At 62.6% G+C, this 16,182-nt stretch carries 15 protein-coding genes; 10 read left to right on the top strand and 5 right to left on the bottom strand.

What is annotated here, in order from left to right; all coding sequences use genetic code 11:
• Positions 1-77 precede the first annotated feature (77 nt).
• From purH to JFT63_RS22400, 4 genes are all read left to right on the top strand, one after another.
• On the top strand, positions 78-1,685 hold the full coding sequence (purH, locus tag JFT63_RS22415; protein ID WP_034126415.1) for a bifunctional phosphoribosylaminoimidazolecarboxamide formyltransferase/IMP cyclohydrolase: 1,608 nt from the start codon (positions 78-80) through the stop codon (positions 1,683-1,685).
• A gap of 170 nt (positions 1,686-1,855) precedes the next feature.
• Positions 1,856-3,148, top strand: a complete 1,293-nt coding sequence (gene purD / locus JFT63_RS22410) for a phosphoribosylamine--glycine ligase (RefSeq protein WP_198844798.1) — start codon at positions 1,856-1,858, stop codon at positions 3,146-3,148.
• A gap of 114 nt (positions 3,149-3,262) precedes the next feature.
• Positions 3,263-6,037: a hybrid sensor histidine kinase/response regulator gene (locus JFT63_RS22405; protein WP_198844797.1), complete on the top strand. Its 2,775-nt coding sequence runs from the start codon at positions 3,263-3,265 to the stop codon at positions 6,035-6,037.
• A gap of 161 nt (positions 6,038-6,198) precedes the next feature.
• Positions 6,199-6,795 (top strand): MarC family protein, encoded by a 597-nt coding sequence (locus JFT63_RS22400; protein ID WP_003171467.1) that lies wholly within the window; start codon positions 6,199-6,201, stop codon positions 6,793-6,795.
• Here the strand turns inward: JFT63_RS22400 and JFT63_RS22395 are convergent.
• The 5 genes from JFT63_RS22395 to cobG form a co-directional block, all read right to left on the bottom strand.
• On the bottom strand, positions 6,792-7,571 hold the full coding sequence (locus JFT63_RS22395; protein WP_198844796.1) for a hypothetical protein: 780 nt from the start codon (positions 7,569-7,571) through the stop codon (positions 6,792-6,794). The two genes, JFT63_RS22400 and JFT63_RS22395, sit on opposite strands and share 4 nt — an antisense overlap.
• Positions 7,572-7,809: 238 nt before the next feature.
• Entirely contained in the window at positions 7,810-9,447 is a 1,638-nt protein-coding gene (gene cobJ, locus JFT63_RS22390) for a precorrin-3B C(17)-methyltransferase (protein ID WP_198844795.1), read from the bottom strand.
• On the bottom strand, positions 9,447-10,178 hold the full coding sequence (locus JFT63_RS22385) for a precorrin-2 C(20)-methyltransferase (protein ID WP_057702648.1): 732 nt from the start codon (positions 10,176-10,178) through the stop codon (positions 9,447-9,449). The genes cobJ and JFT63_RS22385 overlap by 1 nt, the downstream gene beginning before the upstream one ends.
• Complete coding sequence (locus JFT63_RS22380; protein WP_057702647.1) at positions 10,178-10,804, bottom strand: precorrin-8X methylmutase; 627 nt, start codon at positions 10,802-10,804, stop codon at positions 10,178-10,180. The genes JFT63_RS22385 and JFT63_RS22380 overlap by 1 nt, the downstream gene beginning before the upstream one ends.
• Entirely contained in the window at positions 10,797-12,143 is a 1,347-nt protein-coding gene (cobG, locus tag JFT63_RS22375; RefSeq protein WP_198844794.1) for a precorrin-3B synthase, read from the bottom strand. Before cobG ends, JFT63_RS22380 begins: the two co-directional genes overlap by 8 nt.
• A gap of 38 nt (positions 12,144-12,181) precedes the next feature.
• Here cobG and cbiE point away from each other — a divergent pair, with 38 nt between their 5' ends.
• The 6 genes from cbiE (at position 12,182) to JFT63_RS22345 (ending at position 16,155) form a co-directional block, all read left to right on the top strand.
• Positions 12,182-13,387 carry a precorrin-6y C5,15-methyltransferase (decarboxylating) subunit CbiE gene (gene cbiE / locus JFT63_RS22370; protein ID WP_198844793.1) on the top strand — a complete coding sequence of 402 codons (1,206 nt, stop codon included), beginning with the start codon at positions 12,182-12,184 and terminating at the stop codon, positions 13,385-13,387.
• A complete protein-coding gene (locus JFT63_RS22365) occupies positions 13,384-14,103 on the top strand; it encodes a cobalt-precorrin-6A reductase (RefSeq protein ID WP_198844792.1) in 720 nt (239 codons plus the stop codon). The genes cbiE and JFT63_RS22365 overlap by 4 nt, the downstream gene beginning before the upstream one ends.
• 333 nt (positions 14,104-14,436) lie before the next feature.
• Positions 14,437-14,724 (top strand): addiction module antidote protein, encoded by a 288-nt coding sequence (locus JFT63_RS22360; protein ID WP_057702643.1) that lies wholly within the window; start codon positions 14,437-14,439, stop codon positions 14,722-14,724.
• Between the two features lie 96 nt (positions 14,725-14,820).
• Positions 14,821-15,213 (top strand): DUF2946 domain-containing protein, encoded by a 393-nt coding sequence (locus tag JFT63_RS22355; protein WP_198844791.1) that lies wholly within the window; start codon positions 14,821-14,823, stop codon positions 15,211-15,213.
• 47 nt (positions 15,214-15,260) lie between these two features.
• Complete coding sequence (locus JFT63_RS22350; RefSeq protein WP_198844790.1) at positions 15,261-15,743, top strand: copper chaperone PCu(A)C; 483 nt, start codon at positions 15,261-15,263, stop codon at positions 15,741-15,743.
• 10 nt (positions 15,744-15,753) lie between these two features.
• Complete coding sequence (locus JFT63_RS22345) at positions 15,754-16,155, top strand: DUF2946 domain-containing protein (protein ID WP_057702641.1); 402 nt, start codon at positions 15,754-15,756, stop codon at positions 16,153-16,155.
• The last annotated feature ends 27 nt before the right edge of the window (positions 16,156-16,182 follow it).

Here is a 16,182-nt window from a genome sequence, read left to right as displayed (position 1 = left end):
TCAATCAAACCAGAAAGGCGCCCGCGTAAAACCGGTCGCCTTTTTTGCTGACTCCTTTGCTTTTGATGGAAATTGAAATGACCGACCAGACTACCCGCCTGCCGATCCGCCGCGCCTTGATCAGTGTTTCCGACAAGACCGGGATCCTCGAATTTGCCCGGGAGCTGGAAGCCCTGGGTGTGGAAATCCTCTCCACGGGCGGGACCTTCAAACTGCTGCAGGACAACGGCGTGGCCGCAGTAGAAGTCGCGGACTACACCGGCTTCGCAGAAATGATGGACGGTCGCGTCAAGACCCTGCACCCGAAAATCCACGGCGGTATCCTCGGCCGTCGCGGTATCGACGACGCCATCATGACCGAGCACGGCATCAAGCCGATCGACCTGGTGGCCGTTAACCTCTACCCGTTCGAAGCCACCATCAACAAGCCAGGCTGCGACCTGCCGACCGCCATCGAAAACATCGATATCGGCGGCCCGACCATGGTGCGCTCGGCGGCCAAGAACCACAAAGACGTGGCCATCGTGGTCAACGCCAGCGACTACGCCAACGTGCTGGAAAACCTGAAAGCCGGTGGCCTGACCTACGCCCAGCGTTTCGACCTGATGCTCAAGGCGTTCGAACACACCGCCGCCTACGACGGCATGATCGCCAACTACATGGGCACCGTGAACCAGGCGGCTGACACCCTCAGCACCGAAGGCCGCAGCCAGTTCCCGCGCACGTTCAACAGCCAGTTCATCAAGGCCCAGGAAATGCGCTACGGCGAGAACCCGCACCAGAGCGCGGCGTTCTACGTGGAAGCCAAGCCTGCCGAAGTGGGCATTGCCACCGCGACCCAACTGCAAGGCAAAGAACTTTCCTACAACAACGTGGCCGATACCGACGCCGCGCTGGAATGCGTGAAGAGCTTCGTCAAACCGGCCTGCGTGATCGTCAAGCACGCCAACCCGTGCGGCGTGGCCGTGAGCCCGGACGCTGAAGGCGGTATCCGCCAGGCCTACGAACTGGCCTACGCCACCGACACCGAATCCGCGTTCGGCGGCATCATTGCCTTCAACCGCGAGCTGGACGCCGAGACCGCCAAGGCCATCGTCGAGCGTCAGTTCGTCGAAGTCATCATCGCCCCAAGCGTCAGCGAAGAGGCCCGCGCCATTGTCGCCGCCAAAGCCAACGTGCGCCTGCTGGCCTGCGGCGAGTGGTCGGCCGACCGCGCCGCTGCCTGGGACTACAAGCGCGTCAACGGCGGCTTGCTGGTACAGAGCCGCGACATCGGCATGATCGGCAGCGACGACTTGAAAGTGGTGACCAAGCGCGCACCGACCGAGCAAGAGATCAACGACTTGATCTTCGCCTGGAAAGTGGCCAAGTACGTTAAATCCAACGCCATCGTCTACGCCAAGAACCGCCAGACCATCGGTGTCGGCGCCGGCCAGATGAGCCGTGTGAACTCGGCGCGTATCGCCGCGATCAAGGCAGAGCACGCCGGTTTGCAGGTGGTGGGTTCGGTGATGGCTTCCGATGCGTTCTTCCCGTTCCGTGATGGCCTGGATAACGCCGCGAAAGCCGGTGTGACTGCCGTGATCCAACCGGGTGGCTCGATGCGTGATGCAGAAGTGATTGCCGCTGCTGATGAAGCCGGCATCGCCATGGTCTTCACCGGTATGCGCCACTTCCGCCACTGATTGATTTGATCTCAAGCGGGCACTGGCTTCATGTGGGAGCTGGCTTGCCTGCGATGGCATCACCTCGATGCAACTGACACACCGAGGTGCCCGCATCGCAGGCAAGCCAGCTCCCACAGGAAAACAGCCAACAGTGCCCCCACGAATTTGCTCCATCCGAGGTTTTTGAAATGAATGTTTTGATCATTGGCAGCGGTGGCCGTGAACACGCCCTGGCCTGGAAAGTAGCCCAGGACCCACGCGTGCAGAAAGTCTTCGTGGCCCCCGGCAACGCCGGTACCGCCATCGAAGCCAAGTGCGAAAACGTCGCCATCGACGTACTGGCCCTGGAGCAGTTGGCAGATTTTGCCGAGAAGAACGTTTCCCTGACCATCGTCGGCCCGGAAGTGCCACTGGTTGCCGGCGTCGTCGATCTGTTCCGCAGCCGTGGCCTGGATTGCTTCGGCCCGACCGCTGGCGCCGCACAGTTGGAAGGCTCGAAAGCCTTTACCAAGGACTTCCTGGCACGCCATAAGATCCCGACGGCCGATTACCAGAACTTCACCGAGATCGAACCGGCCCTGGCTTACCTGCGTGAGAAAGGCGCACCGATCGTGATCAAGGCCGACGGCCTGGCGGCCGGTAAAGGCGTGATCGTCGCCATGACCCTGCAGGAAGCCGAAGACGCCGTGCGCGACATGCTCGCCGGCAATGCCTTTGGTGACGCCGGTTCGCGCGTGGTTATCGAGGAGTTCCTCGACGGCGAAGAAGCCAGCTTTATCGTGATGGTCGACGGCAAGAACGTACTGCCCATGGCCACCAGCCAGGACCACAAGCGTGTCGGCAATGGCGACAGCGGCCCGAACACCGGCGGCATGGGGGCTTACTCCCCGGCGCCAGTGGTCACCAGCGATGTGCATCAGCGTGTCATGGACCTGGTGATCTGGCCGACCGTGCGCGGCATGGCCGATGAAGGCAACGTCTACACCGGTTTCCTCTACGCCGGCCTGATGATCGACAAAGCCGGTAACCCGAAAGTCATCGAGTTCAACTGCCGTTTCGGCGATCCGGAAACCCAACCGGTAATGCTGCGCCTGCAATCGAGCCTGGTGCTGCTGGTGGAAGCGGCACTGGCCCAAGCGCTGGACAAGGTCGAAGCGCAGTGGGACCCACGCCCGAGCGTCGGCATCGTGCTGGCGGCCGGTGGTTACCCTGCCGATTACGCCAAGGGCGATGTGATTGAAGGTCTGGACGCCGCCGCTGCGCTGGAAGGCAAGGTGTTCCATGCAGGCACCGCGCTCAAGGACGGCAAAGTTGTAACCGCAGGTGGCCGTGTGTTGTGCGCCACCGCAATGGGTGCCAGTGTCGATGCCGCCCAACAGCAGGCGTACAAGCTGGCCGCGAAAATCGACTGGAACGGTTGCTTCTACCGCACCGACATCGGCTACCGCGCCATTGCCCGTGAACGCGGCGAGAACAGCTGAGAGCTACCTTGCAGTAGCTATCCGTTCGGTTAGGTAAGGGCCTTTGGCCCTTGCCGTACCCATGTCGCCCCGCGCATAGTTAACCCGTGCATCAACCTACGAAGGGATTTCGCCGTGCGCTGGCTCAGGATCGCCATAGGTTTCACAGTCAGCTTGCTGACCCTGCTCTGCCTGCTCCCGGCCCAGGCCGCCGCGCAAGGCAGTGGTTGGGCGGTATTGCTTGATGAACAGGCCGACCTGCAACTGAGCGACATCCGTTCCGCCCGCTACACCAATCAATTCAGCCCCATCGAACTGGACCGGATCACTGCCGCGCAGCCGGACGGTGCGTTGTGGGTGCGCTTCAGGCTGCAGCCCGGCAAGCACGAACAAGTGCTGCGGGTGTTCGCCCCGGATCTTTCCAACCTGAGCCTGTATGTCCTGGACGGCGATACCCTGGTGGAGCAACAAACCACCGGCACGCGCCAACCCCAGGCTGAACGCCCGTTACCCAGCAGCGATTTCATGCTGCCGATGCCCCAGAGCACGCGGCCTCTGGAGGTGTACCTGCGCCTGGTCTCGGAACACGAGCTGCGACCCTACATCACCCTGGAACCTGCGGTACTGGCCGCCGCCAACCAGAACCAGACGCTGATTTACGGCCTGCTGTTCGGCGTGCTGCTGATGCTGATCCTGCACAACCTCACGCGCTTCGCCTACCACCGCTCGCGCAGCAGCCTCTGGCTGGCCGCCTGTGAATTGCTGTTGATGCTCAGCCTGGCGCTGTTGCTCAACCTGGTGGGGCCATGGCTGCCGAACTGGCACGCGATCCAGACCCCTGGCGCCTACCTCGCCCTGTTGCTGACCGCACCCTGCGGGTTGATGTTTGCCTACCGCTTCTTCATGCCCCTGGGCCCGCACCCGCTGAACAAGGTGTTGATGGCCGACATCCTGCTGATCGTGCTCTGCGGCCTGCTGTTGTTGTTCGTCAATACCCTGCCGCTGAACATCATCACCTATGCCCTGGTGGCGCTGGCCGGCCTGAGCATGTTGTTTGTCTCGGCCTACCACTGGCAAAAAGGCTATCGCCCGGCACGCCTGTTCGTCGCGGCGATGGTGGTGTTCAACATCGGCACGCTGATCATTCTTCCCGCCCTGCTCGGCCTCACCCTGGTGGCGCCGCAGGGTCTGATCGTCACGCTGCTGAGTTTCATCTGCCTCAGCGGCCTGCTGATGAGCCTGGCCCTGGGCGAACGTCAGCGTGCGATTGTCGAAACCCGCTTCAGCCTGAGCCGCGACCTGGCGGCCAGCAACGCCGAAATCGCCGCCAAGGCCGAGTTCCTGGCGAAGATCAGCCATGAAATTCGCACGCCGATGAACGGCGTGCTGGGCATGACCGAATTGCTATTGGGTACGCCACTCTCGGTGAAGCAACGCGACTACGTGCAGACCATCCACAGCGCCGGCAACGAGCTGCTCACCCTGATCAACGAGATTCTCGACATTTCCAAGCTGGAGTCCGGGCAGATCGAACTGGATGATGTGCAGTTCGACCTCAACGCGTTGATCGACGACTGCCTGAGTATCTTCCGCGCCAAGGCCGAGCAGCAGAATGTCGAGCTGATCAGCTTTATCCAGCCCCAGGTGCCGCGCGTGATCAGCGGCGACCCGACGCGCCTGCGCCAGGCGCTGTTGAGCCTGCTGGAAAACGCCTTGCACAAGACCGATGAAGGCGAAGTGCTGATCGTCGTGGCCCTGGACGAGCGCAGCAGCAAGCCACGCCTGCGCATTGCCGTGCAGGACAGCGGCGTGCCGATGGAAGCGGCCGAACGCGACGCGCTGCTGCACAGCGAACTGCACAGCAAGAACTTCCTTTCGGCGACACGCTTGAGCGGTAACCTGGGCCTGGTCATTGCCCGCCAGTTGATCCTGCTGATGAACGGCGAGTTCGGCATCAAGAGCGGCAGTCATCAGGGCAGTACCCTGTGGCTGACCCTGCCGCTGGATCCGGAACGCCTGGAACACCCGACGTCGGACCTTGACGGCCCGCTCAAGGACGCCCGCGTGCTGGTGGTGGACGACAACGACACCTGCCGCAAAGTACTGGTGCAGCAATGTTCGGCCTGGGGCCTGAACGTCAGTGCCGTACCGTCCGGCAAGGAGGCCCTGGCGCTGCTGCGTACCAAGGCGCACCTGCGTGATTACTTCGACGTGGTGCTGCTGGACCAGAACATGCCCGGCATGACCGGCATGCAACTGGCGGCGAAGATCAAGGAAGACCCGAGCCTGAATCACGACATCCTGCTGATCATGCTCACCGGTATCAGCAACGCACCGAGCAAAATCATCGCACGCAACTGCGGGATCAAGCGCATCCTCGCCAAACCGGTGGCCGGCTATACGCTCAAGACCACCCTGGCCGACGAATTGGCCCAGCGCAGCAAAGGCGCCGCTATTCCACGCCCCGTACCCAGTGCACCGGTGGCGGTAACCGTACCGAGCGATTTCCGCATCCTGGTGGCCGAAGACAACAGCATTTCCACCAAAGTGATTCGCGGGATGCTCGGCAAACTCAACCTCAACCCGGACACCGCCAGCAACGGCGAAGAAGCCCTGCAAGCGATGAAAGCCCAGCGCTATGATCTGGTGCTGATGGATTGTGAAATGCCAATCCTCGACGGATTTTCCGCCACCCAGCAACTGCGCGCGTGGGAAGTCAGCCACCAACGCGTACGCACGCCGGTAGTGGCGCTCACGGCGCACATTCTCTCGGAACATAAGGAACGCGCACGCCAGGCCGGCATGGACGGGCATATGGCCAAGCCGGTGGAGCTGTCACAGTTGCGTGAGCTGGTGGATTACTGGGTGGTGCAACGCCAGCAACGCCCTGAGCACAGCACCCTTTCCTGACTTGAAATACCATCCCCTGTGGGAGCTGGCTTGCCTGCGATAGCGATGTATCAGTCACTGATGTATTAACTGACCCACTGCTATCGCAGGCAAGCCAGCTCCCACATTTGATCTGTGTCGGATAGACTCCTCCACACTTTCTCCGCCCGCGAGCCATCCCCATGCTCCATGTGTTATTCAGCGTTTACCTGAAGATGCTGGTGCTCTACAGCCCGTTCTTTGTGCTGTCCTGCTTTATCAGCCTGACCCGTGGTTATTCCAGCAAGGAGCGGCGGCGCCTGGCCTGGAAGGTTGCACTGGCGACCCTGGTATCGAGTGTGTTGCTCTACCTGTTCGGCCGGGTAATTTTCAGCGTGTTCGGCATTACCGTGGATGCGTTCCGTATCGGCGCCGGCAGCGTGTTGTTTATCTCCGCATTGGGCATGGCTCAAGGCAAGTCGGCGGTGCAGACCGACAACGTGCAGCAGGACGTGACCATCGTACCGCTGACCATCCCGCTCACCGTCGGCCCCGGCACTATCGGCGCACTGCTGGTGATGGGCGTGAGCCAGCCCCACTGGGACGACAAGCTCACCGCCATCCTCAGCATCGCCTTGGCCAGCCTCACCGTGGGTGTGGTGCTGTACCTGTCCAACCGTATCGAACGGATTCTCGGCGACCAGGGTTTGCAGATTGTCAGCCGGTTGATGGGCCTGTTTGTGTGCGCCCTGGCCGCGCAAATTATTTTTACCGGGGTTCGCGGCTACCTGGTGCCTTAGATCCGGTATTTGGCAATCGCCAATTGCACCTTGTCACCGGCGCTTTCGCGCATCAGCTGGATGGTTTTTTCGTTGACCACCGAGGTGTTCAGCACCAGGCAGGTTTGCCCGCTGAAAGCCTCGAACGATGAGCTATCCCATTCAAGAAACGGCACTCCCACCTGTTTGCTCACACCGTGGCTGCTGTAGGTCACCAGCACCATCATCACTTCGCCATTGGTTTGGGCACAGGACGCCACGCCAAAATCACCACCTTCCTGCACCGTACTGTTGCGCTTGAACAAATCGAAAGACGCCGGCTGCTGCTTCAATGCCTCCAGCGCATCGGCGGCCAGTTTGGGCAGCGCGGTCACCAGCGGCCCCGACAGTGACATCGACCCCAGCAGCGCGCCGATGATATTCAGCGCAGCCAATTGCACGGTCAGCCCCTTGCCCGAGCGTGAGACCCGCTCGAAACTGCTACGCACCGGCAGCCAGCCAAGGCTGACCATGACCTTGATAAATTCGTCGTACCACGCCTCGGTGCCTCGATGCACCTTCAGCACATCGCTCACGTAACTGCTGGCCAGCAGGTAACTCTTGCGAATGTATTCGCGGTTCAGCCCGGACAGCCCCTCGGCGAAGGAAAGCACCCCATTGTTGACCACCGCCGCGTTGCAGTCGTCTTCGGTGTCCAGAGGTAACGCCGCGTGCGCTCCAGGTGCCCCGGGCAACTTGTAGGCGGCGATCAGTTTGCGCCGTTTGGTACTGTTGATCCTTCTGTGATGTCGCTCCATTTTTCAGTTCTCCACAAGCACCCGACATGGGGCTTTCCTCCACACTAGTCCAGCGGGCGGAGGGCTTTCCATGCGACAAACATGCCTTGGCGGAACCGGTCAAAACCGCGTGCCCAGCAATCACGAGGCGCAGCCGCCAGGCGTGCGGTTTTCAGCGTGAAAATAAAGAAAAAGCCCCGAACAACCTCAGGACAATCCTTGGGTCATTCGGAGCTTTCCGGCAGCCGGCGGGCTGTTTTCAGGAGGCGGGTTTGTCGCCGTACCAACGCGGTGTGTACACCCACTCCCCGCCACCGGCACGCGGGAACACGCAGGTAGTGGACGAGCCGACCAGCACCATGGTGCGCATGTCCACCTGCTCGGGCGTCAATTGGCCGAGGGTGATGATACGCAGTGTCTGGCCCGGCCGACCGATGTCGCGGCCCAACACTACCGGCGTCTCGGGCGTGCGGTGCAGACGGACAATCTCCAGCGCGCGCCCCAGTTGCCAGGGCCGCGAACGGGAGATCGGGTTGTAGAACGCCAGCGCCAGGTCGGCCTGGGAAGCCAGGTCCAGGCGCTTTTCGATGATCGACCAGGGCTTGAGGTTATCCGACAGCGACATAACGCAAAAGTCATGACCCAAGGGCGCGCCCGCCTGGGCGGCGGTGGCCAGGGAGGCGGAAACCCCCGGCAGGATTTCCAGGTCGACCTGATGCCAGGCCGGGTCGCTGGATTCGTGCAGCGCCTCGATCACCGCGGCGGCCATGGCGAACACACCCGGGTCGCCGGACGACACCACCACCACCGAACGCCCCTGCGCAGCCAGCTCGAAAGCGTGGCGAGCGCGCTGCATTTCTTCGCGGTTGTCGGTGCAGTGTTGCACTTGATCGTCACGGAACGGCCCAGCCATGCGCACATAGGTTTCATACCCCAGCACATCGGTGCAACGCGCCAGTTCCGCCTTGACCGCCGGCACCATCAACTCAGCGGCGCCAGGGCCCAGGCCGATCACTGCGAGACGGCCACGGGGGCGCCCCACCTGCGACACGTCCAGGGGCTGTTCGGCCACGGTAATGCTGATATCCGCAACGGGCGCCAGTGCGGCAAAACGCAGCGGTACACCCAACGCCAGCGCAGCTTCATGCAATGAAGCGTCGGCCATCTGCAGGTCACTGGCCAACAGGCAGGCGAGCGCTTGCACGGCGATCCCCGCCTCATGCAGCGCCGTGCGCACACGCGCGGCCAACTGCGCACCGGGCTTGCAGGTAACGCAGACATTTTGCGGGTAAATCAGCAGCTCGTCGGGTGCCGCCGGGCGCTCGGCACTGCCCACATGAATCGCCAGGCGCGCCTGCTGGTCCTGTGCCAGGTTGGCCTGGTCCAGCCACGGCGCGGCGCCTTCGATGCGCACGGGCTCACCGGCCAAGAGGTCGGAAACAAAACGCTTGCCCAGCTCAAGGTCCGCCAGTTGATACCCCGCCGGCGGGTTGAGCAGGCAGGTACCAAAGCGCAGCTCGCCACTGGTGGTGATTGCCGCGGATACGCCCAGTGCCGCAGCGATATCCCGCGCCATCACATTCACCCCGCCCAGGCCACCAAGTAGCGGCACCACGGCACTGCCGTCTTCAGCCACGGCCAGCACGGCAGGTTCCTCGCCCTTTTCCAACAGCAGCGGCGCCAAGGTGCGAATCACAATGCCGGCAGCGCACAGGGCAATCAGCGGCGTGCCTTGCTGGTAGAGTTGGCGCAGCGTCGTGCCGAACTCGCTGTAGTGCTGGTCTGCGCCTTCAACCCGAGCGGCCAGGCCGTGGATCAACGCGCCGGGGTAAACCTGCTGGATCTTGCGTGCTGTCGCCAGGCTGCCTTGGCCCAGAATCACAATCGCCGGCGTCATCAACCTTGCCACCTTTCACCGGGCACGATGATCAGCGAGAAATACGGCGACGACATCGGCTCCACCTGATCCAGCGGCACGATCTTCTGATTGGCCATGGTGGCGCGCTCCACATACAACGCTCGCTCGGCCAGGCCCAGCTCTTCCAGCACCTGGCGTACCTTCGGGAAGTTGCGCCCCAGCTTCATGATCACGGCGGCATCCGCATCCGCCAGGCGGCGCTTGAGGTCCTCATGGGGCAATACGCCCGAGAGCACCGACAAGCTCTGGTTGCGATACACCAACGGTGCGCCGAGCACCGAAGCGCCACCGAGCATTGAACACACGCCGGGAATCACCTGAGCTTCGTAGCGCTCGGCAAGGCGGTCATGCAAGTACATGTAGGAGCCGTAGAAGAACGGATCACCTTCGCAGATCACCGCCACATCGCGGCCTGCATCCAGGTGTGCGGCCACGTCGAGGCTGGCGTGGTCGTAGAAGTCGCTGATCACCTGCTCATAGGACAGCGGCGCCGGCAGCGCTTCAGTGGTAACCGGGTACACCAGCGGCATCAGCGTCTGCTGCGGCACCAGGTGGTCTTCGATGATGCCGAAAGCGTTGCCCTTCTTGCCCTTGGCCACGAAGTACGCCACCACCGGCGATTCACGCAGCAGGCGCAGGGCCTTGAGCGTGATCAGTTCCGGGTCACCGGGGCCTACACCCAGGCCGATCAAACGTCCGCGCACCTGCATTATTCGACCTCCGTGGCCAGGGCATTGACGGCGGCGGCGGCCATGGCGCTGCCGCCCAGGCGACCTTGCATGATCACGAACGGCACGCCACGGCTGTCGGCGGCAAGCATGGCCTTGGATTCGGCGGCGCCGACGAAACCGACCGGGAAACCCAGGATCAACGCCGGTTTCGGCGCGCCGGCATCGAGCATTTCCAACAGATAGAACAAGGCGGTCGGCGCGTTGCCGATCACCACCACACTGCCTTCCAAATGCGGACGCCACAGTTCCAGGGCGGCGGCGGAACGGGTATTGCCCAACTCGCGCGCCAGCTGCGGCACGCTGTCATCACGCAAGGTGCAGATCACCTCGTTATTGGCCGGCAGGCGCGCACGGGTGACGCCCTCGGAGACCATCCGCGCATCACACAGGATCGGCGCGCCAGCGGCCAGCGCATCGCGCCCGGCCTTGCCCGCACCTTCGGAAAACTGCAGACCGTCGATGGCCTCCACCATGCCGCACGCATGGATCACCCGCACCGCGAGTTTTTCCAGGTCGGCCGGGATGCGCTCCAGGTTGGCTTCCGCGCGAATAATGGCGAAGGAGTTGCGATAGATCTCCTGACCGTCGCGGATGTAATCAATCATCGGTGTTGCTCCGTGGGCGAGCGCGTAACAGGGCGCCCGCCGCTTCAATGGAAAGAGTGCGCGCGTGCAGCCGACCGAAACCCGGGTGGGCTGCGTCGCGAAAATAGAGGTCGTAGTGGCCGGGGCTCACCGCCAGCAACGTGACTGGCGCGGTGTGCGCGGCGGCGCAAGAGCGCGAGCAGCCGGACAGGTGAGCTTCGACGCCCGGTTGCAGCGCGGCCAGTTGCACCGCGTCGGCCTTGGTGTCGGCCAGGCCCTTGCCGCAACCGCTGGAGCCGGTGCAGGCGATCATGCGCGCCAAGGGATGGTCGGTTGAACACAGAAAGCCCAGTTGCGCCAAGCCTTCGGTCACGGCGCCAGGACGTTCAATGTTAGGCAGCAACACGCCCTGCCAGGGGGTGAAGCGCAAGGTGCCATCGCCATACTCGCTGGCCAGTTGCGCCGCGCCCTGGAGCATCAGCGAATCCAGGCGGCCCAATGGCGCGATTGCCGCAACGTAAAACTGATTCTTTTGAGTCTGTGGATAACTGCCGATGTGCAGCAATGCATCGCTGGCCGGGCGTTTGAAGCCCTGCGCCGACAGCAGCGGCAGGCTCAGACGGCTCACTACGTTATCCACAGGCAGATGACGCATACGCGTTTGCTCGGGCGTCGCCATGTCGAGAAAGGCCTCCAGCACCGCCACCACCAGCGCATGGCCGTGGTCCAACGGCACCGCCGCCACCGGCGCATCCAGCCCCGGGCAGCCGGCCAGGCCGAACGCCAACAGCGTCTGCCCCTCGCGCACAAACGCCGACAGCCACAGGTCATGGTGATGCTCCAGCATCGCCAGGGCTTCACCGCCATCGAGCTGTATCGCGAACTTGGCCGACAGCTGGTGGAACCGCGCATGGTTTTGCAAGGTGGCAAGAATCTGTGTCGCCAATGGGCGAGTATCGAACCACATCTGCGGGTCGATCCCGGCGCTGGGGCTGAGCATCAGGTTGCGCACGTCGTCACCGGCAGCGTTATTCGGGCCGAGGCCGGCGGCGAGCAACCGGGCGATCAAGGCGTCCTGCTCGGCGCCAATGCCGCGGATCTGCAAGTTGGCGCGGTTGGTCGCCTCGATCACCCCGCCCGCATACATGCGAGCCGCGTCCGCCACGGCGTTGGCCTGATCCGCGGTGATCGAACCACCGGCCAGTTTGATCCGACAAATGCCGCCGTCCAGCGCCTGGACAATACGCAGCAACCCCGGACAAGCCGAGGGGCGCAAGGTATTCACAGCGGGCATTGGGTTCACGGGGCTACCGGTTGACGGGTAAAGGCGCGGTATTATGCCTGCTTTGTCCGGCGGCATGAAAAGCCTGCCCGTCGGATGTCGTTCAAGGAATTGATATGTCGCCCTGGCTGACGGTTGTAGGCATCGGTGAAGACGGCTTCAAGGGCCTGGGCAGGAATGCCCGGCACGCCCTGTTGCGCGCCACGCGGATTATAGGCGGCCAACGCCAGTTGGACCTGTTGCCGCTGTGTATTGGTGGCGAGCGCCAGCTGTGGCCGAGCCCGTTTTCCCTGGAGCCGGTACTGTCGCGGCGGGGGGAGCCTGTGTGCGTCTTGGCCAGTGGCGACCCGATGTTCTATGGCGTCGGCGCCAGCCTGGCGCGGCAAGTGCCAGCTGAAGAGCTGTTGATTTTGCCCGCGCCATCGTCGGTATCCCTGGCGGCGGCGCGCCTGGGCTGGCCGTTGCAAGAGGTGGTGACGTTATCCGTGGTGGCTCGCCCGGTGGCGGCACTTAATGCGCATCTGGCCAGTGGCGTGCGCTTGTTGGTGTTGAGTAATGACGGCAGCAGCCCCGCGTTGATTGCGGCGTTGTTGGCCGAGCGCGGCTTTGGCCCCAGTCGGATAACTGTATTTGAACACTTGGGCGGCCCGGCTGAGCGGCGTATCGGCGGGCACGCACAAGCGTGGGAGCACATGGCGGTTGCCGATTTGAACCTGATCGCCATCGACTGTCTGGCCGATGCCAACGCACCGCGTCTGTCGCGCCTTGCAGGTTTGCCCGACGCGGCCTTCAGGCACGACGGCCAACTGACCAAACGCGACGTGCGCGCCATGACCCTCGCCCGCCTCGCCCCCCTGCCCGGCGAACTGCTGTGGGACGTGGGCGCGGGCAGCGGCTCCATCGGCATTGAATGGATGCGCACGCATCCAAGCTGCCGCGCCGTGGCAATCGAGGCCGACGCAGGCCGCCAAAGCCTGATCGAACACAACCGCGACACCCTCGGCGTGCCCGGCCTGCAACTGGTTCGTGGCAAGGCGCCGGAAGCGTTAAACGGTCTGGAAGCACCGGACGCTATTTTTATCGGCGGCGGCGTCACCCGCGACGGCGTGCTCGACACCTGCTGGCAACACCTGCGGCCCGGCGGGCGGCTGGTGGCCAATGCCGTGACCCTGCAAAGCGAAATGACCTTGATGACCTGGCGTGCCGAGCATGGCGGCGAACTGACCCGCATCCACGTGGCCCAGGCGCAGCCACTGGGCGAGTTCGATACCTGGCGCCAGGCGCTGCCGATCACGTTGCTGGAGGTGATCAAACCGTTATGAAAAGGATTCTGCTGCTGGGCGGTGTCACCGAAGCGCTGGCCATCGCCCGCACCCTGGGGCCGGAACACATCTATAGCCTGGCCGGCGTGGGCCGCGTACCAACCGACCTCACCTGCCAGGTTCGCGTCGGGGGTTACGGAGGCGCTGAAGGGTTAGCGCAGTTTATTCGTGACGAACGTATCAGCCTGATCCTTGACGCCACCCATCCGTATGCAGCGCAGATCAGCCAAAACGCGGCTCAGGCGTCGCGATTGAGCGATGTGCCTTGCTGGGCATTACGCCGCCCGGCCTGGCAGCCGCAGCCGGGGGACGATTGGCGCGAGGTCGCTGACTGGGCCGAGTTGGTCGAAGCGCTCAAACCCTTCAAGCGCCCGCTGTTCACCTTGGGCCGCGAACCCTTGCAGCACCTCGACGAAATCCCCGCCGAGCAGTTCTGGACCTTGCGCGCGCTGGATGTGTATCCGGGCAACGAGCGTTGCGAGGTGATCGGCGCACGCGGGCCGTTCCTCATCGAGGACGAGCGGGCGTTGTTCGAAGAACGGCGGATTGATGTGCTGATCAGCAAGAACAGCGGCAGCACCGCCACCGAGCCGAAGCTGGAAGTGGCGCGTGAGCAGGGGGTGCCGGTGTTGGTATTGAAGCGGCCGGTGTTGGCTGCGATGGATCGAGAGTTCACAGCAGTGCCAGCGTTGCTAGAGGCAATCACCCTTTTCTAAACACCACCTATCCAATGTGTGGAGCGGGCTTGCTCGCGAAGGCAGTGCGTCAGCCAAAACATCCAGCGACTGACACACCGCTTTCGCGAGCAAGCCCGCTCCCACACTTTGGAATTGCGTTATCAAATGACGGTAGCGGATCAGCCAACAAAGACGTTAGCTCAATCAACTGCGCAACGGTTCAACGAGAAGTTACCTACAGACGCACCGGAACCCGCTGACTACTGAGACGCGCAGCCCATGGCGATGATCCTCAACATTTCGTCAACGCAAAAACGTGACATCGAGCGTGCTAAAGAAATTGCAGATGAATTTGAGAAAAAGGAGTGACCCATGACTCAATTTAAAGATTTCGATATAGCCGAGCATCTGACGACCCCAGAGGACATGGCGGAGTATCTGGAAGCCTCTTTCGAGGAGGACGCCGGTGACGGATTGCTGATTCGCTCAGCGCTCAACAATATCGCCCGCGCCCAAGGCATGACCCAAATAGCCCGCGACGCCGGCCTCGGACGAGAAAGTCTGTACAAAGCCCTCTCCAGCACGGGCAATCCCGAATTCGCGACTATCATGAAAGTCATGAAGGCTCTGGGCCTCAAGCTCCACGCCACGGTCGTCTGAACCACTGCGACACCAAACCACACCCGCCCTTTTTACTTATCCCCCTCGATCAGGCTAAATACCCGCCTGATCGTTTAACCCTACGGATTATCCGCCATGGCCCGTCAACGCTTTGCAATTGCCTGGATCGCCTGCCTTGCAGTGCTGTTCAATGCGTTTGCCATGCCGTTGGCCAGTGCGATGCAGCAGACGGATGACCCGGTCAAGCGTCTGATGTGGGGCGGGTTCTGTTCGTCCAATGGTGCCAGCCTCAAGGCGATTGCCCTGGGCAAGCTGGAAATCCCGGCAGCGCCGGACGATCACTCTGCCATGCAGCATTGCTGGTGTTGCTCGGGTTCTGCGCCGTTGGTGGCGTTGCCGGGGCATGTGCCGCAGTTGTATGTGACGCGCTTCGAGGCGGTGCAGAACTTGCCGCCGCGCTTATTGCGCAATCCAACCCCGCGCCAGCAATGGCCGAGCCTTAACCCCCGCGCTTCTCCAACGGTCTGATCTTCTTCGCAAGTGAACTGCGTTTAGAACCGTTCTGGAGAACTGCCATGCTTAAATCTTCCCTGCTTCTGGCTGCGTTGCTGCTGCCGGTGTTCAGTGCTGCCAATGCCGAAGACTACAAGGCCGGCGATTTGCTGGTGAGCGACCCCTGGTCTCAGGAGTTGCCACCGAATGCGCCTACCGTCGCCGCCTACTTTGTAATTCATAACACCGGGGCGGCCCCGGATCGCCTGCTCGGCGTTGAAACCAGCGTCGCAGAGAAAGCCGAGTTGCATGAGCATGTGATGCAAGGCGATCTGATGAAGATGCAACAAGTGCCCAGCGTCGCCGTACCGGCCAAGGGTGATCTGACCTTCGCACCAATGGCCTATCACGTGATGTTGCTGGGCCTCAAGGACCGCAGCCTGCTGGCCGATGGCAAGCAATTCCCGCTGACCCTGACCTTCGAGAAAGCCGGTAAAGTCCAGGTGCAAGTGTCGGTGCACAAAGCGCCGCCAATGGCCGGCCACGAGCATATGCACGCCCAGTAAGCCAACCTCGATGGGCGCCCCTCGCGCCAGGTTGTCTCCCCACTACCGCGTGAAGCGCGGCAGTTGGATCAGCCTGTTTGCCATGCTGATGATCTTTATCGGTCCGCTGATTTCCCAGGCGATGCCGATGGATCATCACGCCGGTCTGTCCATGGAAATGCCCATGGAGATGCCGAGCGACCACGGCGAATCCCATCACACCCAAGCTCCAGCTGAACACCACGCACTCTGGGCAAAGTGCGGCTATTGCGACCTGCTGTTCAGTTGCCCGGCCCTGCCCGGCAGCGTGTCATTTGTGGCCCTCGGCACCCCGCCGCCCGCCAATGCCCTCACCCCCGCCACACGCCTGGGCCATGCCCGGCAGAGCATCTTCCCCGGCGCCCGTAGCCGTGCGCCGCCCATCGCTTCGTAAGCCCTTCACAGCGTTACTTCACCCCGG

This window comes from Pseudomonas sp. MF7453 (genome assembly GCF_016405455.1).
Taxonomy (GTDB): domain Bacteria; phylum Pseudomonadota; class Gammaproteobacteria; order Pseudomonadales; family Pseudomonadaceae; genus Aquipseudomonas; species Aquipseudomonas paralactis.
This window is presented reverse-complemented; position numbering and strand designations above follow the sequence as displayed.